Source organism: Pseudomonas sp. ADAK13, from assembly GCF_012935715.1.
Lineage (GTDB): Bacteria > Pseudomonadota > Gammaproteobacteria > Pseudomonadales > Pseudomonadaceae > Aquipseudomonas.
The window spans coordinates 3,412,176-3,431,857 of the sequence record NZ_CP052860.1 but is presented as its reverse complement, the minus strand read 5'-3'; the positions used below and the strand labels follow the sequence as shown (position 1 = coordinate 3,431,857).

18 protein-coding genes and 2 pseudogenes are annotated in these 19,682 nt (G+C 61.5%); 12 read left to right on the top strand and 8 right to left on the bottom strand.

Features of this window, described 5'->3' with window-relative positions; all coding sequences use genetic code 11:
- Positions 1–88: 88 nt before the first annotated feature.
- The gene (ffh, locus tag HKK54_RS15840) at positions 89–1,465 is read right to left on the bottom strand and encodes a signal recognition particle protein (RefSeq protein WP_003209589.1); all 1,377 of its coding nucleotides are present in this window, start codon (positions 1,463–1,465) and stop codon (positions 89–91) included.
- A gap of 234 nt (positions 1,466–1,699) precedes the next feature.
- Between ffh and HKK54_RS15835 the strand changes: the two genes are divergently transcribed.
- From HKK54_RS15835 to HKK54_RS15825, 3 genes are all read left to right on the top strand, one after another.
- The gene (locus tag HKK54_RS15835) at positions 1,700–2,512 is read left to right on the top strand and encodes a cytochrome C assembly family protein (protein WP_010176828.1); all 813 of its coding nucleotides are present in this window, start codon (positions 1,700–1,702) and stop codon (positions 2,510–2,512) included.
- Positions 2,513–2,524: 12 nt separating this feature from the next.
- Complete coding sequence (locus tag HKK54_RS15830) at positions 2,525–3,763, top strand: transporter associated domain-containing protein (RefSeq protein WP_169387191.1); 1,239 nt, start codon at positions 2,525–2,527, stop codon at positions 3,761–3,763.
- Positions 3,764–3,985: 222 nt separating this feature from the next.
- Positions 3,986–5,296, top strand: a complete 1,311-nt coding sequence (locus HKK54_RS15825; protein ID WP_010176830.1) for an MFS transporter — start codon at positions 3,986–3,988, stop codon at positions 5,294–5,296.
- 95 nt (positions 5,297–5,391) lie between these two features.
- Here the strand turns inward: HKK54_RS15825 and purT are convergent, their stop codons facing one another.
- The 5 genes from purT to HKK54_RS15800 form a co-directional block, all read right to left on the bottom strand.
- A complete protein-coding gene (gene purT / locus HKK54_RS15820; RefSeq protein ID WP_169387190.1) occupies positions 5,392–6,573 on the bottom strand; it encodes a formate-dependent phosphoribosylglycinamide formyltransferase in 1,182 nt (393 codons plus the stop codon).
- 70 nt (positions 6,574–6,643) lie between these two features.
- Positions 6,644–7,111: a hypothetical protein gene (locus HKK54_RS15815; RefSeq protein WP_003209599.1), complete on the bottom strand. Its 468-nt coding sequence runs from the start codon at positions 7,109–7,111 to the stop codon at positions 6,644–6,646.
- A 187-nt stretch (positions 7,112–7,298) separates the two neighbouring features.
- Positions 7,299–7,514, bottom strand: coding sequence for a DUF1289 domain-containing protein (locus HKK54_RS15810; protein WP_169387189.1), 216 nt, complete (start codon positions 7,512–7,514; stop codon positions 7,299–7,301).
- The gene (locus HKK54_RS15805; RefSeq protein ID WP_010176833.1) at positions 7,511–8,035 is read right to left on the bottom strand and encodes a gamma carbonic anhydrase family protein; all 525 of its coding nucleotides are present in this window, start codon (positions 8,033–8,035) and stop codon (positions 7,511–7,513) included. Before HKK54_RS15805 ends, HKK54_RS15810 begins: the two co-directional genes overlap by 4 nt.
- A gap of 39 nt (positions 8,036–8,074) precedes the next feature.
- On the bottom strand, positions 8,075–8,677 hold the full coding sequence (locus HKK54_RS15800; protein WP_010176834.1) for a CoA pyrophosphatase: 603 nt from the start codon (positions 8,675–8,677) through the stop codon (positions 8,075–8,077).
- A gap of 146 nt (positions 8,678–8,823) precedes the next feature.
- Between HKK54_RS15800 and HKK54_RS15795 the strand changes: the two genes are divergently transcribed.
- From HKK54_RS15795 to HKK54_RS15785, 3 genes are all read left to right on the top strand, one after another.
- Positions 8,824–9,372 carry an NUDIX hydrolase gene (locus HKK54_RS15795; protein ID WP_003209606.1) on the top strand — a complete coding sequence of 183 codons (549 nt, stop codon included), beginning with the start codon at positions 8,824–8,826 and terminating at the stop codon, positions 9,370–9,372.
- Between the two features lie 43 nt (positions 9,373–9,415).
- Positions 9,416–9,919 (top strand): L,D-transpeptidase family protein, encoded by a 504-nt coding sequence (locus HKK54_RS15790; protein WP_010176835.1) that lies wholly within the window; start codon positions 9,416–9,418, stop codon positions 9,917–9,919.
- A gap of 129 nt (positions 9,920–10,048) precedes the next feature.
- Positions 10,049–11,293, top strand: a complete 1,245-nt coding sequence (locus tag HKK54_RS15785; RefSeq protein WP_169387188.1) for a YncE family protein — start codon at positions 10,049–10,051, stop codon at positions 11,291–11,293.
- Between the two features lie 28 nt (positions 11,294–11,321).
- Here HKK54_RS15785 and HKK54_RS15780 read toward each other — a convergent pair whose 3' ends face one another.
- A complete protein-coding gene (locus HKK54_RS15780; protein WP_169387187.1) occupies positions 11,322–11,693 on the bottom strand; it encodes a hypothetical protein in 372 nt (123 codons plus the stop codon).
- 1 nt (position 11,694) lies between these two features.
- On the opposite strand from HKK54_RS15780, the gene HKK54_RS15775 reads away from it, so the two are divergent.
- The 6 genes and pseudogenes from HKK54_RS15775 to HKK54_RS15750 form a co-directional block, all read left to right on the top strand.
- Positions 11,695–12,453: a GntR family transcriptional regulator gene (locus HKK54_RS15775; protein ID WP_010176837.1), complete on the top strand. Its 759-nt coding sequence runs from the start codon at positions 11,695–11,697 to the stop codon at positions 12,451–12,453.
- Positions 12,454–12,463: 10 nt separating this feature from the next.
- Positions 12,464–13,570 carry an N-acetylglucosamine-6-phosphate deacetylase gene (nagA, locus tag HKK54_RS15770; RefSeq protein WP_169387186.1) on the top strand — a complete coding sequence of 369 codons (1,107 nt, stop codon included), beginning with the start codon at positions 12,464–12,466 and terminating at the stop codon, positions 13,568–13,570.
- Positions 13,551–14,573 (top strand): SIS domain-containing protein, encoded by a 1,023-nt coding sequence (locus HKK54_RS15765; protein ID WP_029616167.1) that lies wholly within the window; start codon positions 13,551–13,553, stop codon positions 14,571–14,573. The genes nagA and HKK54_RS15765 overlap by 20 nt, the downstream gene beginning before the upstream one ends.
- 36 nt (positions 14,574–14,609) lie before the next feature.
- A complete protein-coding gene (gene ptsP, locus HKK54_RS15760) occupies positions 14,610–17,117 on the top strand; it encodes a phosphoenolpyruvate--protein phosphotransferase (RefSeq protein ID WP_169387185.1) in 2,508 nt (835 codons plus the stop codon).
- A 74-nt stretch (positions 17,118–17,191) separates the two neighbouring features.
- On the top strand, positions 17,192–18,850 hold the full coding sequence (gene nagE / locus HKK54_RS15755; protein WP_442962336.1) for an N-acetylglucosamine-specific PTS transporter subunit IIBC: 1,659 nt from the start codon (positions 17,192–17,194) through the stop codon (positions 18,848–18,850).
- 224 nt (positions 18,851–19,074) lie between these two features.
- A pseudogene (locus tag HKK54_RS15750) lies at positions 19,075–19,257 on the top strand (PTS N-acetyl-D-glucosamine transporter); the annotation flags it as partial.
- Positions 19,258–19,445: 188 nt separating this feature from the next.
- On the opposite strand, the pseudogene HKK54_RS15745 reads toward HKK54_RS15750, so the two are convergent.
- Positions 19,446–19,631 (bottom strand): annotated as a pseudogene (locus tag HKK54_RS15745) (DUF6124 family protein); the annotation flags it as partial.
- Positions 19,632–19,682 lie beyond the last annotated feature (51 nt).

The window sequence follows — 19,682 nt, the reverse complement described above, 5'->3', positions numbered from 1 at the left end:
CGGCAAGTCAGCTCCCGCCAACGGCGGGTTTGCTGGAGATCCCACATCCGTGTGGGTCGGAGCAAAAGCGGGCTTTTGCTCGAATTCTTTACATCTTCGGCATGCCGCCGCCGGGCAACATACCGCCCATGCCGCGCATCATCTTGGCCATTCCGCCTTTTGCGGAGAATTTCTTCATCATCTTCTGCATCTGCTTGTGCTGCTTGATCAAGCGACCGATGTCCTGCACCTGAGTGCCGGAACCCATGGCGATCCGACGCTTGCGCGAACCGCTGATCAGCTCAGGGTCGCGGCGCTCGGCCGGGGTCATGGAGTTGATGATGGCTTCCATCTGCTTGAATTGCTTCTCTGCCGCGCCCTGGGCATTGCCCATTTGCGCCAGGTTCACGCCACCGATGTTCGGCAGCTTGTCCATCAAGCCGCCGAGGCCGCCCATGTTCTTCATCTGTTGCAGCTGGTCGCGGAAGTCTTCGAGGTCGAAGCCCTTGCCCTTCTTCAGCTTCTTGGCCAGTTTATCGGCCTTGTCCTTGTCGAGGGTCGCTTCGGCTTGCTCGATCAGGCTGAGTACGTCGCCCATGCCGAGGATACGCGAGGCGATCCGCTCAGGGTGGAACGGCTCGAGCGCTTCGCTCTTCTCGCCCATACCGATGAACTTGATCGGCTTGCCAGTGATAGCGCGGACCGACAACGCGGCGCCGCCACGGGCGTCGCCGTCGACCTTGGTCAGGATCACACCGGTCAGCGGCAGCGCATCACCAAAGGCCTTGGCGGTGTTGGCCGCATCCTGGCCGGTCATGGCGTCGACCACGAACAGGGTTTCTACCGGGTTGATCGCGGCATGCAGCGCCTTGATCTCGCCCATCATCTCTTCATCGATGTGCAGGCGACCGGCGGTATCGACGATGACCACGTCGATGAATTTAAGCTTGGCTTCTTTAATAGCGGCCTGGGCAATGTCGACCGGCTTCTGGCTCAGGTCGGACGGGAAGAAGGTCACGCCCACTTCGCCTGCCAGCATTTCCAGCTGTTTAATCGCGGCCGGACGGTAAACGTCCGCAGACACCACCATCACCGACTTCTTCTTGCGCTCTTTAAGGAAGCGCGCCAGTTTGCCGGCGGTGGTGGTCTTGCCCGCACCTTGCAGGCCGGCCATCAGCACCACGGCCGGCGGTACGGCGCTGAGGTTCAAGTCTTCGTTGGCCGCGCCCATCAGGCTTTCGAGTTCGGCCTGGACGATCTTCACAAACGCCTGGCCCGGGGTCAGGCTGCGGGACACTTCGGTGCCCACCGCGCGCTCTTTGACCGAGTTGACGAAGTCCTTCACCACCGGCAGGGCGACGTCGGCTTCCAGCAACGCCATGCGCACTTCACGCAGGGTGTCTTTAATATTGTCCTCGGTCAGCTTGGCCTTGCCGGTGACATGGCGCAGCGTCTGCGAGAGACGGTCAGTCAGATTTTCAAACATGCGCGATCCTTTCAGGCCCTATTCATCGAAATGCATTGGTAGACCGAGGTAATGGCGGCCCAGGCTGTGGTAAATCGCTATTAAAAACAGCGCTCGGCGAGCCTGCGGCGTGGGCAGGTCGCGGATTATAGCGAAGACTGCCGCCATGCACACCCGCTGTCTGGCCTGAGAGTCTTTCGTGTTACGCAGGTGTATGCCAAACTCAGCGCCTTTCGGGCCTGCTTAACAGGATTTATGCTCCCTTTGTCACCCAGTTTGCTACCCAGCCTCGCCGCCGCCATCTTGTATGCCGCTGCGACCCTCTATCAGGGCACTCGTCTGGCCCAAGGCGCCAAGGCCGACAAACGCCTGTTGGTAGGCCTTGGCGTTCTCGCCCTGCTGGCTCACGCCGCCAGCCTGTTCACGCATTTGATGACGCCGGTGGGCCTGGGCCTGGATTTCTTCAGCGCCGCCAGCCTGATCGCCGCCGCCGTGATCGCGCTGACCCTGATGGCCTGCTACCGGATCCCGGTGGAGAACCTGCTGGTGCTGTTGTTCCCCCTCGGCATGCTGACGGTGCTGCTGGCGCAATTCACCCCGACCGGCACCGTGCAGGTCATTGACGAAGAGCCGGGCATCCTCGCCCACATCCTGCTGTCGATCCTCGCCTACGGCATGTTCACCATCGCGGTGTTCCAGGCCTTGCTGCTGCTGTTGCAAGACCACCAGCTCAAGCACAAGCACCCGTCCGGGCTGATCAAGAACTTCCCGCCGCTGCAAACCATGGAAAGCCTGTTGTTCGGCTTCCTCTGGGCCGGCTGGACGCTGTTGTCGCTGTCACTGATCTCCGGCTGGCTGTTCGTCGAAAACCTGTTCGCCCAGCACCTGGTGCACAAAACCCTGCTGGCGTGCCTGGCCTGGGTGGTGTTCAGCGTGCTGCTGTGGGGCCGCAACCGCCTCGGCTGGCGCGGGCACAAGGCGATCCGCTGGACCCTGGCCGGTTTCTGCCTGCTGATGCTGGCCTATTTCGGCAGCAAGCTGGTTCGCGAATACATCCTGCATATCTGACGGGCAGCCGACATGGACAACTTGCCCCTGGGGCCGATGCTTGCGGTAGTAGCCTTGCTGGTTTTATGGTCGGCGCTGTTTACCGCCATCGAAGCCGCCCAGCAACATTTGCTGGCCCTGCGCCCCGGCACCCGCCAGGGTGACAAAGCCGCCGCCCGCCTGAACTTCCCGCGTAACAGCCTGATCCTGTGCAACACCCTATGCCGTGCGGTGGTGGTGATTCTCTGCACGTTGCTGGCGATCTACGCCTGGGCGGAAAACGGCCCTTGGCTCGGCTGGATCATCTCCAGTGCCGTCCTGTTGGTGCTGGCCGATTATCTGCCCCGCGCCCTGGCCACTCGCCACCCGCAAACCATCCTCGGCTTTGGCAACACCCTGCTGAGCGTGCCGCTGAAAATCCTTTACCCGCTGGCCTGGCTGCTCAACGGCGTCAGCCTGATGCTGCTGCGCCCATTCGCCCGCAAGGCCGGCGTGGTCAAGAAGAGCGACGAGCCACAGCCGGACCAGGACGACGAGCCGGAAGCCGAAATCCCCAATAACCGCGCGCCCGGCATGCCAGGCATCCATGCGCTGGACAACATCACCGTCAACGACATCCTGGTGCCCCGCAGCGAAGTGGACGGCATCAACCTGGATGATCCGGTCGAGGAAATCATCGAGCAACTGCGGGTTTCCACGCGCACCCGGTTGCCGGTGTTCCACAGCGATATCAACCAGGTCGAAGCCGTGCTCAACACGCGGCAGATTCGCCACCTGCTGCCCGACGCCAGCCTGACCAAGGAAGCGCTGCTGGCGGCCTGCCACGAGCCCTACTTCGTCCCGGAAAGCACGCCGCTGCAGTTGCAACTGCTGAACTTCCACAAGCAACAGCGCCGCCTGGGCATGGTGGTGGATGAATACGGCGAAGTGCTGGGCATCGTGACCCTGGAAGACATTCTTGAAGAAATCGTCGGTGAGTTCGAAAGCGAGCACCACCTCGATAACCCCCACATCCAGCCGCAACTGGATGGTCGCTACGTGATCGACGGCGCCGCCTCGATCCGTGACTTGAACAAAACCCTCGGCTGGCACCTGCCCAGCGACGGGCCCAAGACCCTCAACGGCCTGGTGACCGAAGCGCTGGAAACCATCCCGGATTGCGCCGTGTGCCTGAAAATCGGCCGCTATCGCCTGGAAATCCTCGAAACCGAGGACAACCGCGTGGCCAAGGTGCTGATCTGGCACACCAGCACGGTGCCGGTCGCCGCTTAAGCCCCTTGTTGGATCCGCAAACCCCTTCCTATAATCGGGGCGGCTTACCCAAGCCCCGCCCGACCGCGTGCTACCCGCACTGAGCGTGTCCAGGCACCGCTTTACCGTGTCTGACCGGTGTTTGCTCCCATCCCGAGCCGCCCCGCGCACACCCCTGATCCATGGGTGTTCGACCAATAATAATCCGCGTCCAAACGCGCAATGACCGTCAGGGATACCTCCATGAGCACCACCTATAACGAGGCGGCGACCGCTGCCCCGACCAATTCGACGGCCCGGGTCGCCACCGCGAGCATCATCGGCACCGCCATCGAGTTCTACGACTTCTATATCTACGCGACCGCCGCGGCGCTGGTGATCGGCCCGGTGTTCTTCCCGCAAACTTCCGGCACGGCGCAGATGCTGGCTTCGTTCCTGACCTTCGGTATCGCGTTTATCGCACGGCCGCTGGGTTCGGCGCTGTTCGGCCACTTTGGCGACCGGATCGGCCGCAAGTCCACACTGGTTGCGTCCCTGCTGCTGATGGGCGTGTGCACCACCCTGATCGGCTTGCTGCCCGGATACGACAGCATCGGGGCGTGGGCGCCGATCCTGCTCTGCGTGCTGCGTTTTGGCCAAGGCCTCGGGCTAGGCGGCGAATGGGGCGGCGCAGCATTGCTGGCCACCGAGAACGCACCGAAGGGCAAACGCGCCTGGTTCGGCATGTTCCCGCAACTGGGTCCGTCGATCGGCTTTCTGGCAGCCAACGGGCTGTTCCTGATCCTGGCCATGAGCCTGAGCGACGAGCAGTTCCGTAGCTGGGGCTGGCGCATTCCGTTCATCCTCAGCGCGGCACTGGTGATGGTGGGCCTGTATGCGCGGCTCAAACTGCATGAAACGCCGGTGTTCGCGAATGCCGTGGCCAAAGAAGCGCCGGTGAAGGTGCCGCTGGTGGAACTGTTCAGCCAGCACTGGCTGCCGGTGCTGCTGGGCGCGGCGTCAATGGTGGTGTGTTATGCGCTGTTCTACATCACCACGGCGTTTTCCCTCAGCTACGGTGTGTCCACGCTGGGCTACAGCCGTGAAACCTTCCTCGGGTTGCTGTGCTTCGCGGTGCTGTTCATGGGCGCGGCGACGCCACTGGCGGCGTGGGCAAGCGACCGTTACGGGCGTAAGCCGGTGCTGATTGTGGGGGCGATCCTGACCATCCTCTCCGGCTTCACCATGGAACCGTTGCTGACCCACGGTTCAACCTGGGCCGTGGCACTGTTCCTGGCGCTGGAGCTGTTTTTGATGGGCGTAACGTTTGCCCCGATGGGCGCGATGTTGCCGGAACTGTTCCCGACCCGCGTGCGTTATACCGGCGCTTCGGCGGCGTATAACCTGGGTGGGATCGTGGGTGCATCGGCGGCACCGTTCTTCGCGACCAAGCTGGTGGCGATGGGCGGTTTGAGTTATGTCGGCGGGTATGTGTCGGCGGCAGCGGTCATCAGCTTGATTGCTGTGTTGTGCCTGAAAGAGACGCGCCATAACGATTTGAACAAGGTCGCCTGATAGGCCGCTTTCGGGAGCAAGCCCCCTCCCACATTTGAATGTATTCACAAATCAAACTGTGGGAGCCGGGCTTGCTCGCGAAGGGCGCGCCTCGGTTACAGCTCTACAACAACTGCCTTCGAAGCACGAGTGGCTTTAGCCCGGGCAGCCTCAATCGACTCATCCCGTGCCAGTGCCACGCCCATGCGGCGCTGGCCGTTCACTTCCGGCTTGCCAAACAGACGCAACGCCGTATCCGGCTCGCTCAAGGCTGCACCCAGGTTGGCAAACGCGGTCTGGGTCGACTGCCCTTCCACCAGGATCACCGCCGAGGCCGACGGCCCGAACTGACGGATCAACGGGATCGGCAGGCCAAGAATCGCCCGCGCATGCAGGGCAAACTGCGACAAGTCCTGGGAAATCAGGGTCACCAGGCCGGTGTCATGCGGGCGTGGCGAGACTTCGCTGAACCACACTTGATCGCCTTTGATGAACAGCTCGACGCCAAACAGACCACGACCACCCAAGGCCTCGGTCACCGCTTTGGCAACACGCTCGGATTCGGCCAGGGCAATCGGGCTCATGGCCTGTGGCTGCCAGGATTCCTGGTAGTCGCCCTTCTCCTGACGGTGGCCGACAGGCGCACAGAAGGTGGTGCCGCCGATGTGGCGCACGGTCAACAGGGTGATTTCGTAGTCGAAGTCGATAAAGCCTTCGATGATCACGCGGCCCTTGCCGGCACGGCCGCCTTCCTGGGCGTAGTCCCAGGCTTTCTGCACGTCATCAGCGCTGCGCAGCAGGCTCTGACCCTTGCCCGACGAACTCATCACCGGCTTGACAACGCATGGGAAGCCCAGGTCGGTGACGGCCTTGCTGTAGTCCTCGAAGGTGTCGGCGAAGTGGTACGGCGAGGTCGGCAGGTCCAGCTCTTCGGCGGCCAGGCGACGGATGCCTTCGCGGTTCATGGTCAGCAGCGTCGCGCGGGCGGTCGGGATCACGGTGAAGCCTTCGGCTTCCAGCTCAACCAGGGTCGCGGTGGCGATCGCTTCGATTTCCGGCACGATGAAGTGCGGCTTTTCGGCTTCGATCACGGCACGCAGGGCGGCGCCATCGAGCATATTGATCACGTGGCTACGGTGCGCAACCTGCATGGCCGGCGCGTTGGCGTAGCGATCCACGGCAATCACTTCAACGCCCAGGCGTTGCAGTTCGATTACCACTTCCTTGCCCAGCTCACCGCAGCCACACAGCATTACGCGGGTCGCGGTTGGCGACAATGGAGTTCCGATTCGGGTCATCTCAGGTCCTCAGGGGAGCGGATCATGGTGGAGAAAGGCCGGCATTTTACATGAACTGTAAAGATTGGCTTCAGTTGGCGACGCGCTGCCGGCGCAAACGCCAGGCCATGGCTAGCCACACCACGGTAACGCCGGCGAACTTCGAGACCAGCGCAGTGCCCGCCACCGCAGGCGTCAGCGCGCCGATCAGGCCGAAAAAGATAAAGGTATCGAGGGGAATGCTCAGCGCCGAACTTATCCACAGGCGATCGTGGAGCGGACGCTTGGTGATGCTGAACACCAGCCAGTCGATGCACTCCGACACCGCAAACGCCGTGGCGCTGGCCAGGGCGATGGATGGATCGGACGTGATGTAGGACAGCACGAGCGCCGCGAGCATGGCGATGATCGCGCCATGGCCGAAGCGGGTTTGCACCATGTCCCGCAATACAAACACCAAGCCGCCCCAGGCAGACCAGATGACGTCCAGGTGCGGGGCGGTGGAAAAGGCAAAGTTGATCAGCACGACGCTGCTGATGTAGGCAATCAGGAAGAACATGGGGCGAGGGACCTGTGAACAAGGGCACAGGGTACTGCACAATGAAAGCCTGTGGCGAGGGGGCTTGTCCCCCGTTGGGCTGCGTTGCAGCCCCAAAACCTGCCATGAAGTTCTGCCTGAAGAAATGCGGTGGCTATACTGGGGCCGCTTCGCAGCCCAACGGGGGACAAGCCCCCTCACCACAGGGTCAAGCGTTAGACTTCCCCGGAATCATCCACATCAGCCCACTCGCCTTCGCCCGCTCATGACACAACCCCAGCACCACCCGACGCTCGGCGTTGTCCATGCGGCTCCAGCGGGTGATTTCATCCACCGTGCGCTGGCAACCGGTGCAAATATCGTCGTCATCCAGCGCACAAATGCTCACGCAGGGCGAGGCGACGGGGCGTTCCACCGGGTTCATTCTTCCTGCTCAACTAGGTCACGCGCATAACGCCGGGCGTTATGCACATAGTGCGCAGCGCTGGCCTCAAGCATCTTCTTCTGCACGTCAGTCAGTTCCCGCACCACCTTGCCCGGCGAGCCCATCACCAGCGAACCGTCGGGAATTTCCTTGCCTTCGCCAATCAGCGAATTGGCGCCGATGATGCAGTGCTTGCCGATCTTCGCCCCGTTGAGGATGACCGCATTGATGCCGATCAGGCTGTAATCGTCGACGGTGCAGCCATGCAGCATGGCGTTATGGCCAATGGTCACGCCGGTGCCCAGTGTCAGCGGGTAGCCCATGTCGGTGTGCATCACGCTGCCGTCCTGCACGTTGCTGTTCTTGCCGATCAGGATCAGCTCGTTGTCGCCGCGCAACACCGCGTTGAACCAGACGTTGGCGCCCTCCTCCAGCTTGACCTTGCCCACCAGCGTGGCATTGGGGGCCACCCAGCTGTCGGGATGGGTTTCGACTCGGGCGTCGCCCAGGCGGTATTTCATAGGTGGTTCCTCACGGCGGAAACGATGGCCATCTGGCTCTTAGGTATTGATGAAGCTTTTCGGCGGTCGGTGCAGGCTGATGTCGGCATCGTCATAGAGCAGATTGATCAGCTCGACAATCATGATCGCCGTCAGGCCCCAGATCTTGTATTCGCCAAACCGATAACTGGGCACGTACCAACTGCGGCCCTGGTAATCGATACGGTGGGTATGTTCGCGCGGGTCCTGGCGAAAAAACTCCAGGGGCACGCTGAAAACAGCCGCGATCTCGGCGTCATTCGCCAGGTATTCAACGTAATCAGGGATAACGCCTACATAAGGCGTGACACGGATACCGTGCAGGGAAATCAGTGGGCTCAACGGGCCGATGACTTCCACCAGCCCTGGCGGCAGGCCGATTTCTTCTTCGGCTTCACGTAGCGCGGTGAATATCAGGTCGGGATCGTCGGGGTCGCGGCGCCCGCCAGGGAACGCCACTTCGCCGCCATGGGTGGATAACCCGCTGGCGCGCAAGGTCAGGATCAGCTCGGGTTCGTCGCTGCGGGTGATCGGCACCAGTACCGCCGCTTCCGGGAAACGACCGTCGGTCTCCAGCGTGTGGGGCGTATGATTGCTTACCCGGCGAAGTAGCTCGTCCAGCATGAGTCATCTCGGTCTGTTGGCTACCTTGCATCATGCACCAAACCTTGCGCACGCCCAACCCCAAAACCCTGGCCATGTCGCTAAACGACAACTTGCAGCCCATACCCGGTCACGCCAAGATAGGCGCACTCTCCAGGAACCCCAGCATGAACTTCTGCAGCCAGTGCGGTAAACCGGTCACCCAGCGCATTCCCGAAGGCGACGCACGCCTGCGTTATGTCTGCGATCACTGTCAGACCATTCACTATCAGAACCCCAATATCGTCGCGGGCACCGTGCCGGTATGGGGCGATCAAGTGTTGCTGTGCCGCCGCGCCATCGAGCCGCGCCTGGGCTTCTGGACCCTGCCCGCCGGCTTCATGGAGAACGGCGAGACCGTCGAGCAGGCCGCCATGCGCGAAACCCTGGAAGAAGCCTGCGCCCGGGTGCGCAACCTGAGCATCTATACCCTGATCGACGTGCCGCACATCAGTCAGGTGCACATCTTCTACCGCGCCGAGCTGATCGACCTGGACTTTGCCGCAGGCCCCGAAAGCCTCGAAGTGCGCTTATTCGATGAAGCCGACATCCCTTGGTCAGAGCTGGCTTTCCGCACGGTCGGGCGTACCTTAGAATGCTTTTTTGCTGACCGCCGGCAACAGTCGTATCCGGTGCGCAGCGAGTCGGTGCCGCCACTGACCCAATTGGCCAAATAACAACTCCAGGCGGCACGTAGTCTTCTCAGGGGATACCGTTTTAATGCGTTGGTTGCTTGCTCTGATCTGCCTGTCGTTTGCCACGCTGTCGCCAGCCTCCACCCAACTGATCCTGGGCGGCAAACCCGTCGAGAAAATCCTGGTGCTCAAGTCCGCCCATCAGTTGCAACTGATCAACGACGGCAAGCCCCTCAAGACCTATCGAATTTCCCTGGGCAAAAACCCCAAGGGCACCAAGCTGATGGAAGGCGACCGTCGAACCCCGGAAGGCTTCTACTGGATCGACTGGCGCAAGACCAGCGACCGTTTCAACCTGGCCATGCACATTTCCTACCCCAACATCAGCGACTCCGCCCGCGCCCGCCGCGAAGGGGTAAAACCCGGCAGCATGATCATGATCCACGGCACCCCCGACGCCGAGGACTACCCCGAAGAGCTGTTCCACACCCTGGACTGGACCGACGGCTGCATCGGCATGCGCAATGTCGACATGCGCGAGGTCTGGAACCTGGTGAAAGACGGCACGATGATCGAGATTCGTCCTTGATGTTTATACGTTTTAGTTAATAACTCTATTCCTATATCGTCTCAAGAACTGTGAAGTTTGACAGTAGAAACACCTGAATGGAACGTCCCTAATACGGGGGCATTCACCATCCATTACAGGAGTTATCCCATGTCCAATACCGACCTGCGCTTTATAGACCCCCAAGATCCGAAGGGGCACTTTCATCAAGTTGTTCGCTATAACGCCACTCCCGGAAAACCGCTGAAAGATATCAAGTTAAAAATACATCACCCTCACGCAAAAGACGCCACAATCAACATCACCTTACCCAAAGGTTTTCACTATGCAGACGGCACGTTCGGCCAACATGGCTTTAAAGCCGATAGTGAAGGCAGGTTCACGTTAAAGGGCACACAATGCGACACCGCTGCTGCTGTGGGCTCGCACTCACTGGTTGCCGAGTATCAGGGAAGTAAAGTCTGGGCTCAGATCGTTGTTCAACAGCAAGTCATCCCTATCGACGGCGATTATTACGCAGGTACATTCAGTCCTGACGGGAAGCACTTCTACGCAGTCGCTTTCCAGGGAGATGTATCTGTAATCGACACTGAGAAAAAAGAGGTCATTAAAGAAATTGAAGGCTTCGAGCGCCCTCTTGGCATAGCTGCCAGCCAGGATGGTAAACACGTGTATGTGTGCAATGGCAACATTTCTACGGTAGCCGTGATCAATACCCACTCAAATACTATTGAGAAGACGCTCTCCCTCTCACACCCCTATCCTTTCCTGATCGCTATCAATCCTGCGGGAAACATTGCCTATGTCACGTCCGACACGGGTATCAACGTCGTTGATATCGAGCATAACAAAGTACTCAAGAACCTGGACACACCCGGTTTCGTGCGTGCTATTACCTTTAACGCAAATGGTTACGCCTATGCTGTCGCCGACTCCGCTGATCTTTACGAGGACGGTAGTGTAGTTTTGGTGATTAACACCTCACGCCATGAAATCGAAAAGAGCATTCCGTTAGAAGGCTACTCCACCAGCATGGCCGTCAGTATTGACGGAAAAAAAGTGTACGCGGCTATCGGAGCAAAAAATCCTTGGGTAGGTGACTTCACGTCCTGGGTTGCAGTGATCACCACGGTAACTAACACCGTTGAAAAGAGAATAGAGCATGGGCATCTTTCAATGGAGGAGATCGCTATCAGCCCCAACGCCGAGCGTTTGTACCTCTATGACCTTTTGGGCAGCTTTATTCTGGACCTGCGTATAAACAGCGGCGACATTCACTACATTGGCGCGAACGATATCGGCCGAGGCACTCTCGAAATAAGTCCGGACGGTGGCTGGCTGTATACCCAATCAGAACGTGATAGGGACGTGCTTACCATCAAACTCCCCAACTGAGCCTGCTACAACACGCTGAGAGCACTATTCAGCCAGCTACCATCCGGCGTCGCACCTTCGGTGCCGGGTGGCTTTTGCCGCGGTCCATCATCCGTTGCCCCGCGCGTATCGACTTCTGAAAGGCAGAATTTGTAGTAATACCAAATTTATTCAAAAAAAATTCAACGCGTGTCAGCCCCTCCGGGGTGAATACCATTTCGGTCACGGCGCCCTCACCGGGGGCTGTAACCTTCGTCCATAAAAAAGACCTCTCTAATACCACTTGATCTGGCGCACTATTAAGGCGCCCGCAAACACTCGTCTGCACCGTTTTCGCTGCATTGACATGGTATTTAAGTGGTATTAGCTTTCGATCACTACCGGGCGACAACACTCCAATAACCGCATCGGAAACCGACACGATGAACCCCATCCTGACCCTGCGCCCCGACGACAAACAATCGACGCCGCTGTACCTGCAACTGGCCCGCAACCTGGAAGCCGCGATTCATGCCGGCCAATGGAAATCCGAGCAGGCATTGCCTTCGGAACGTGCCCTCAGCGAGCAACTGAGCATTTCCCGAGTCACAGCCCGCAAGGCGCTGGAAGTGCTGTTCGAACAAGGCCTGATCCGTCGCAGCCAAGGCTCCGGAACCTTTATCACGCCACGCCTGGAACAGCCGCTGTCGCGCCTCTCGGGCTTCAGCGAAATGCTCCGGCTCAAGGGGTTTGTGCCGACTTCCCAGTGGCTGGAGCGCGAGATCACCCCGCCGACCCATGAAGAATTGATCCGCCTGGGCCTGTCGCCCAGCGACAAGGTCGCGCGCCTCAAGCGTTTACGTAAGGCCGACGACACGGTGATGGCGATTGAAATGACCGCCATGCCCGCCTCTGTCCTCCCGCACCCGCAGGCCATCGGCAATTCGCTCTACGAATACCTGGAAAGCATCGGCAAGCCCATCGTGCGCGCCCTGCAACACATCCAGGCAATCAACGCCTCGGACGAGTTCGCGGCCCTGGTGGGCATCGCCCCCGGCACCGCCATGCTGCTGATGACCCGGGTGGGCTACACCGCCGACAACACGCCAATAGAAATCACCGACACCTACTGCCGCAACGACTACTACGACTTCGTCGCAGAACTGCGCCGCCACGACTATTCCGCTGAACTGCGAATTTAGAGAACTGCCCATGTCCGAAGACAACATCCTCACGCCCAGCGGCTGGATTCGCGGCCGCCTGGTGCACCAGCACGGCAAGGTGACTGCCATTGAAGGCAGCCCGTGCGACCCGGCTGACAACGACCGGCCCTACCTGCTGCCAGGCTTTATCGACCTGCACGTACACGGCGGTGGCGGCAAAGACATCATGGAAGGCAGCGACGCCTTTCAGACCATTACCCGCACCCACGTACGATTTGGTACCACCTCCCTGCTGGCCACCACCATGACCGCGCCGGTGGACGAAATTTCCCGCGTGCTCGGCGAAATCGGCACTTACTGCGAAAGCCGCCCCACCGGCACCGCCCGCGTGCTCGGCGTGCACTTGGAAGGCCCCTACATCAATCCGGGAAAACTCGGCGCACAACCGAACTTCGCCCACACCGCGTTGATGGCCGAAGTCGAAGAATACCTGCGCCTGGCGCCGATCCGGGTGATCACGATTGCCCCGGAAATCGCCGGCCACGACGGCCTGATCCGCGCCCTCAGCGAACGCGGCGTGCGCATGCAGATCGGTCACACCCTGGGCAGCTACGAAGAAGGCGTCGCCGCCCTCGCCGCCGGCGCCACCAGCTTCACCCACTTGTACAACGCCATGAGCCCGCTGCATCACCGCGAGCCCGGCATCGTCGGCGCGGCGCTGGCCCACGCCCAATACGCCGAACTGATTCCCGACCTGTTGCACGTGCACCCCGGCGCCATGCGCGTGGCCCTGCGTTCGATCCCGTGCCTGTACTGCGTCACCGACTCCACCGCCGCCGCCGGCATGCCCGACGGTGAATACAAGCTGGGCAGCCACACCGTGACCAAATGCCTGGGCGGCGTACGCCTGGCCGATGGAACGCTGGCCGGCAGCACCCTGACCATGGACCAGGCGCTGCGCAACCTGGTGAAGATAGGCCTGCCGATCAGCGAAGCCTCACAACGCCTGTCGCAATTTCCTGCGGACTACCTGGGCCTCGAAGAACGCGGTCGCCTGCAACCCGGCAGCTTTGCCGACTGCGTGCGCCTGGACCGCTCCCTGAACCTCACCGACGTAATGGTCGAAGGAGAAACCATTGACTTCAAAAATGCTTGAAGAGGCCCTGGCCTCCTGTGAGGCCGTCGAGGCTCAACTGCAACGCCTGGACCCGCTGCTGGTGGAAGTCGCCGGCCGTCTGCGACGCCAGCCGCCGCAAGTGGCGATGACCATCGCCCGCGGCAGCTCGGACCACGCCGCCAGCTACTTCGCCTACCTGACCATGCAGCACCTGGGGATTCCGGTGGCGTCGTTGCCGATGTCGGTGGTGACCATGCTGCAATCGCCGCTCAAGGTCAGCGGGCAAGTGGCGTTCGGCTTCTCCCAGTCGGGGCAAAGCCCGGACCTGGTCAACAGCCTGCGCCTGTTGCGCAAACGTGGCGCCTTGAGCATCTCGATGGTCAACGCCGAAGACTCACCGCTGGAAGCCGCCTGCGAATTCCACGTGCCGCTGTGCGCCGGGCCGGAACGCAGCGTTGCCGCCACCAAAAGCTTTATCGCCACCCTGAGTGCCAGCGCCCAATTGATCGGCCACTGGAACCAGGAAGACGAGTTGCTCCAGGCCTGCAAGGCATTGCCCGACGGTTTGCGTGAAGCCGCCAAACAAGACTGGAGCGTGGCCATCAACGCCCTGCGCGACTGCCAGCAACTGATGGTGATCGGCCGTGGTGCCGGCTTTGCCATCGCCCAGGAAGCCGCGCTCAAGCTCAAGGAAACCTCGGCGATCCAGGCCGAAGCCTTCAGCAGCGCCGAAGTGCGCCACGGCCCGATGGCCCTGATCGATGACAACTACCCGCTGCTGGTCTTTGCCCCGCGCGGTGCTGAACAAGCCGGCCTGCTGAGCCTGGCCGCCGACATGCGCCAGCGCGGTGCCCGCGTGCTGCTGGCCGCCCCCGACGACATCGCCGAACGCGACCTGACCCTGAGCCGCGCCGAACACCCGGCATTGGACCCGATCCTGGCGATCCAGAGCTTCTATGTGATGGCAGCCGGTTTGGCAGAGGCCCGAGGCATGGACCCGGACCAACCGCGTCACTTGAGCAAAGTGACCCGTACCCACTGAGTTGATTGCAGCGTTTTCCTGATGAGTACCGTGCCCATGTCCAACAACAATAAAGACCTTACCCTCAGCGCCCCCCTCAGCGGGCCGGTGCTGACCCTGGGCAACGTTCCCGACGAAGTGTTCGCCAGTGGCGCCATGGGCGACGGCATTGCCATCGACCCGCTCAACGATTGCCTGCATGCGCCGTGCGATGGGGTGATCATCCATGTCGCCCGCACCGGGCATGCGCTGACCATTCGCGCGGATAACGGCGCTGAGTTGCTGATGCACCTGGGCATCGACACGGTGGAACTGAATGGCGAAGGTTTTGCGCTACTGGTCAAGCCAGGCGCGCGGGTCAGCAAGGGCCAGGCGCTGGTGCAGTTTGACCTGGACCTGATCGCGCGCCAGTGCAAAAGCCTGGTCAGCCTGATCATCCTGACCAACAGCGAGTTGTTTGAGCTGCGGCCGATCACCTTGAAGACAGTGAAGGTGGGCGAGCCGCTGCTGCACGTGGTTGCGCGGTTGGCCGGGGCGGCGAAGGTAATTGATGAGTCGGTCACCGAAGCCAGCGCGACGATTCGCATCACCCACCGTGGCGGCCTGCATGCGCGCCCTGCTGCCTTGGTGCGCAAGACGGCGCAGGCATTCAGCAGCCAGTCGCAGCTGCACTTCGCCGGCAAGACGGCCTCGTGCGACAGTTTGATCGGCTTGATGGGATTGGGGATTGGCGAGCAGGACGAGGTGCAGGTCACCTGCCGGGGCAAGGATTGTGAAGCGGCGCTGCAAGCACTGGTCGCCGCGCTGTCGGTGGCAGTTGGCGAAGAACATCACGCGCCAGTGGTCATTGCCCCGCGCCGTGCAAATACCGAAGCCGGTGTACTGCAGGGCGTCTGCGCCGCGCCCGGCCTGGTCTGCGGCCCGCTGTTCCGCCTGAACGGAATCGAGCTGCCGGCAGACTTGGGCAACAACGTCCCGGATGAGCAACTGCAGCACCTGGACACCGCCCTGGAACACGTGCGCGGTGAAATCCGCCACACCCTGGACCAGGCCCGCCAGCGCAAGGATGTGGAGGAAGAAGAAATCTTCGCTGCCCACCTGGCGCTGCTGGAAGACCCGACGCTGCTGGAGGCCGCCACCGCCGCCATCGAACACGGCAGCGCTGCCACTCACGCCTGGCGCGACGCGATCCAGGCCCAGTGCGCGGTGCTGCTGGCCCTCGGCAAACCGCTGTTCGCCGAACGTGCCAACGACCTGCGGGACTTGCAACAACGCGTGCTGCGGGCGCTGTTGGGCGAGGCCTGGCATTTCGAATTACCGGCCGGGGCGATCGTCTCGGCCCAAGAATTGACCCCCTCGGATCTGCTGCAACTGAGCCAACAACACGCGGCGGGTATCTGCATGGCCGAAGGCGGCGCAACCTCTCACGTGGCGATTCTGGCGCGGGGTAAAGGCTTGCCGTGTGTGGTTGCGCTGGGCACTGAATTGCTTGATGTACCTCAAGGCCAACGTGTGGTGCTGGATGCCGCCAATGGCCGGCTGGAACTGACGCCGGATGACGCGCGCCATGCCCAGGTTCACCAGTTGCGCGACGCACAAAAACTGCGCCGCCAACAGCAACAGGCCAACGCCCAAGGCACCGCCAGCACCCAGGATGGCGTGCGGATTGAAGTGGCCGCGAACGTTGCCTCCAGCGCCGAAGCCCAACTGGCCTTTGAGAACGGCGCCGATGGCGTCGGCCTGCTGCGCACTGAATTCCTCTTCGTCGACCGCCGCACTGCGCCCGACGAGCAAGAGCAACGTCAGGCCTATCAAGCCGTGCTGGACGCCATGGGCGACAAGTCCGTAATCATCCGCACCATCGATGTGGGCGGCGACAAGCAGCTCGACTACCTGCCGCTGCCGTTCGAGACCAATCCGGTGCTTGGCCTGCGGGGCATTCGCATGGCCCAGGTGCGCCCGGAACTGCTGGACCAGCAACTGCGCGCCCTCCTCCAGGTAAGCCCGTTGGAGCGTTGCCGGATCCTGCTGCCGATGGTCAGCGAAGTCGACGAACTGCTACAGATCCGCCAGCGCCTCGATGAGCTGTGCGCCGAGCTGGAACTGACCCAACGCCCGGAGCTGGGCGTGATGATCGAAGTGCCCGCCGCCGCGCTGATGGCCGAACAACTGGCCGAGCACGCGGACTTCTTGTCCATCGGCACCAACGACCTTTCCCAGTACACCCTGGCCATGGACCGCGACCACGCCGGCCTCGCCGCCCGGGTCGACGCCCTGCACCCGGCGCTGCTGCGGCTGATCGCCCAGACCTGCACCGGCGCCGCCAAACATGGCCGCTGGGTCGGTGTGTGCGGTGCGCTGGCGTCCGACCCGCTGGCCACGCCGGTGCTGATCGGCCTGGGCATCAGCGAGCTGTCCGTGAGCCCGCCGCAAATCGGAGAAATCAAGGACCGTGTCCGCCACCTGGACGCAGCCCAATGCCGGCAACTGAGCCAAAGCCTGCTTAACCTGAGCAGCGCCAACGCCGTTCGCCAAGCCTGTCAACACCACTGGCCGCTGAGCTGAAAACAACAAAAATAGGGAGACACGCCGTGTACCAATATTTTATCGAAGGGCTGCAACGCCTGGGCCGTGCGCTGATGCTGCCGATCGCGATTTTGCCGATCGCCGGCCTCCTGCTGCGACTGGGCGACACCGACTTGCTGAACATCGCGGTGATGCACGACGCCGGGCAGGCGATCTTCGCCAACCTGGCGCTGATCTTCGCCATCGGGATTGCCGTGGGTTTTGCCCGCGACAACAACGGCACGGCGGGCCTGGCAGGCGCCATTGGTTACCTGGTGATGGTCTCCACCCTCAAGGTGATGGACGCCAGCATCAACATGGGCATGCTCGCGGGCATCGCCAGCGGCTTGATGGCCGGCGCGCTGTATAACCGCTTCAAGGACATCAAGCTGCCGGAGTACCTGGCGTTCTTTGGGGGGCGACGGTTCGTGCCGATCGTCACCGGGTTTTCGGCAGTGGCGCTGGGGGTGATCTTTGGTTTGATCTGGCCACCGGTGCAGCAAGGCATCAACAGCTTCGGCGTGCTGCTGATGGAAAGCGGCAGCTTCGGTGCGTTCGTGTTCGGCGTGTTCAACCGCCTGCTGATCGTCACCGGCTTGCACCACATCCTCAACAACATGGCGTGGTTTGTATTCGGCACCTTTACCGACCCGACGACAGGCGCGGTGGTGACCGGCGACCTGACCCGCTACTTCGCAGGCGACCCGAAAGGCGGCCAGTTCATGACCGGCATGTTCCCGGTCATGCTGTTCGGCCTGCCCGCCGCCTGCCTGGCGATGTACCGCAATGCACTGCCGGAACGGCGCAAGATCATGGGCGGGATTTTCCTGTCGATGGCGCTGACCTCGTTCCTCACCGGCGTGACCGAACCGATCGAGTTCGCGTTCATGTTCCTCGCGCCGTTCCTGTACCTGGTGCATGCGCTGCTCACCGGGTTGTCGATGGCGATCACCAACATGCTCAACATCCACCTGGGCTTTACCTTCTCCGGTGGGTTTATTGACATGGTGCTGGGTTGGGGTAAATCCACCAACGGCTGGCTGGTGTTCCCGGTTGGGCTGGCGTACGCGGTGATCTACTACAGCGTGTTCAATTACTGCATTCGCCGGTTCAACTTGAAGACGCCGGGGCGTGAGGATATTCAGGTCGTACAGGCGGAGACCATGACCGATAACCAGCGGGCCGGGGCTTACATTCGGGCGCTGGGTGGTGCGGAGAATCTGCTGAGCGTGGGTGCCTGCACGACGCGCCTGCGGCTGGACATGGTGGATCGCAACAAGGCGGTGGATGCCGATTTGAAAGCGCTGGGCGCCATGGCTGTGGTTCGGCCGGGTAATGGCGGGAGCCTGCAGGTGGTGGTCGGGCCGATGGCGGACAGCATTGCCGATGAGATTCGGTTGGCGATGCCTTCGTATGTGGCGGCGCCTGCGGCGGTGGTTGCGCCTGTTGAGAGGAGCGTACCGGTGAATGTGCACGAGGCCGAGAAATGGCTGAGTGCGCTGGGCGGTCGGGCCAATGTGCTGCAACTGGACGCGGTGGCGATGACGCGCCTACGGGTGGAGTTGGGGGATGGTTCGGTGCTGTCCGAGTCCCAACTGACGGCACTGGGTTGCCAGGGCGTGAGTCAACTTGAGAGCGGTGTTTGGCACTTGCTGATTGGTGACAAGGCTTCTGGCTTGGGTGAGGCACTGGAACGGCTGGTCAGCGGCCGCGAAGCCGTAACCGGCGCCTAGCAAAATTGTGGTGAGCGAGCTTGCGTGTGGTGAGCGAGCTTGCTTGTGGTGAGCGGGCTTGCCCCGCGCTGGGCTGCGCAGCAGCCCCAATAAGAACGCCGCATTGTTTCAGACAGAACCCTGTGGCAGGTTTTAGGGCCGCTGCGCAGCCCAGCGCGGGGCAAGCCCGCTCACCACAGGGTTACTGCCTATAGGGAAGAAATGTTTCTAAACCGGATCCGCCTGTTCGGGTGGAGTTGGGGGATGGTTCGGTGCTGTCCGAGTCCCAACTGACGGCGCTGGGTTGCCAGGGCGTGAGTCAACTTGAGAGCGGTGTTTGGCACTTGCTGATTGGTGACAAGGCTTCGGGCTTGGGTGAGGCACTGGAACGGCTGGTCAGCGGCCGCGAAGCCGTAACCGGCGCCTAGCAAAATTGTGGTGAGCGAGCTTGCTTGTGGTGAGCGGGCTTGCCCCGCGCTGGGCTGCGCAGCAGCCCCAATAAGAACGCCGCATTTTTTCAGACAGAACCCTGTGGCAGGTTTTAGGGCCGCTGCGCAGCCCAGCGCGGGGCAAGCCCGCTCACCACAGGGTTACTGCCTATAGGGAAGAAATGTTTCTAAGCTGGGTCCGCCTGTTCAGGCAACTCATACAAGTCCAGCATCCGATCCACCATCATTTGAATCCCCTCCAGCACCCGACAAATCCCCAGCGCCACATCACGGTGGGAACCGTCGACTTCAAACGCCAGATGAACTGCCAGCGCTTGCACGGAGGCCAGATCCTGAGAGGCGTTGGCCAGCAATGCAGTCAAATATGGGAGCCGGGCTTGCCCGCGATGAGGCCCTCACAGCCA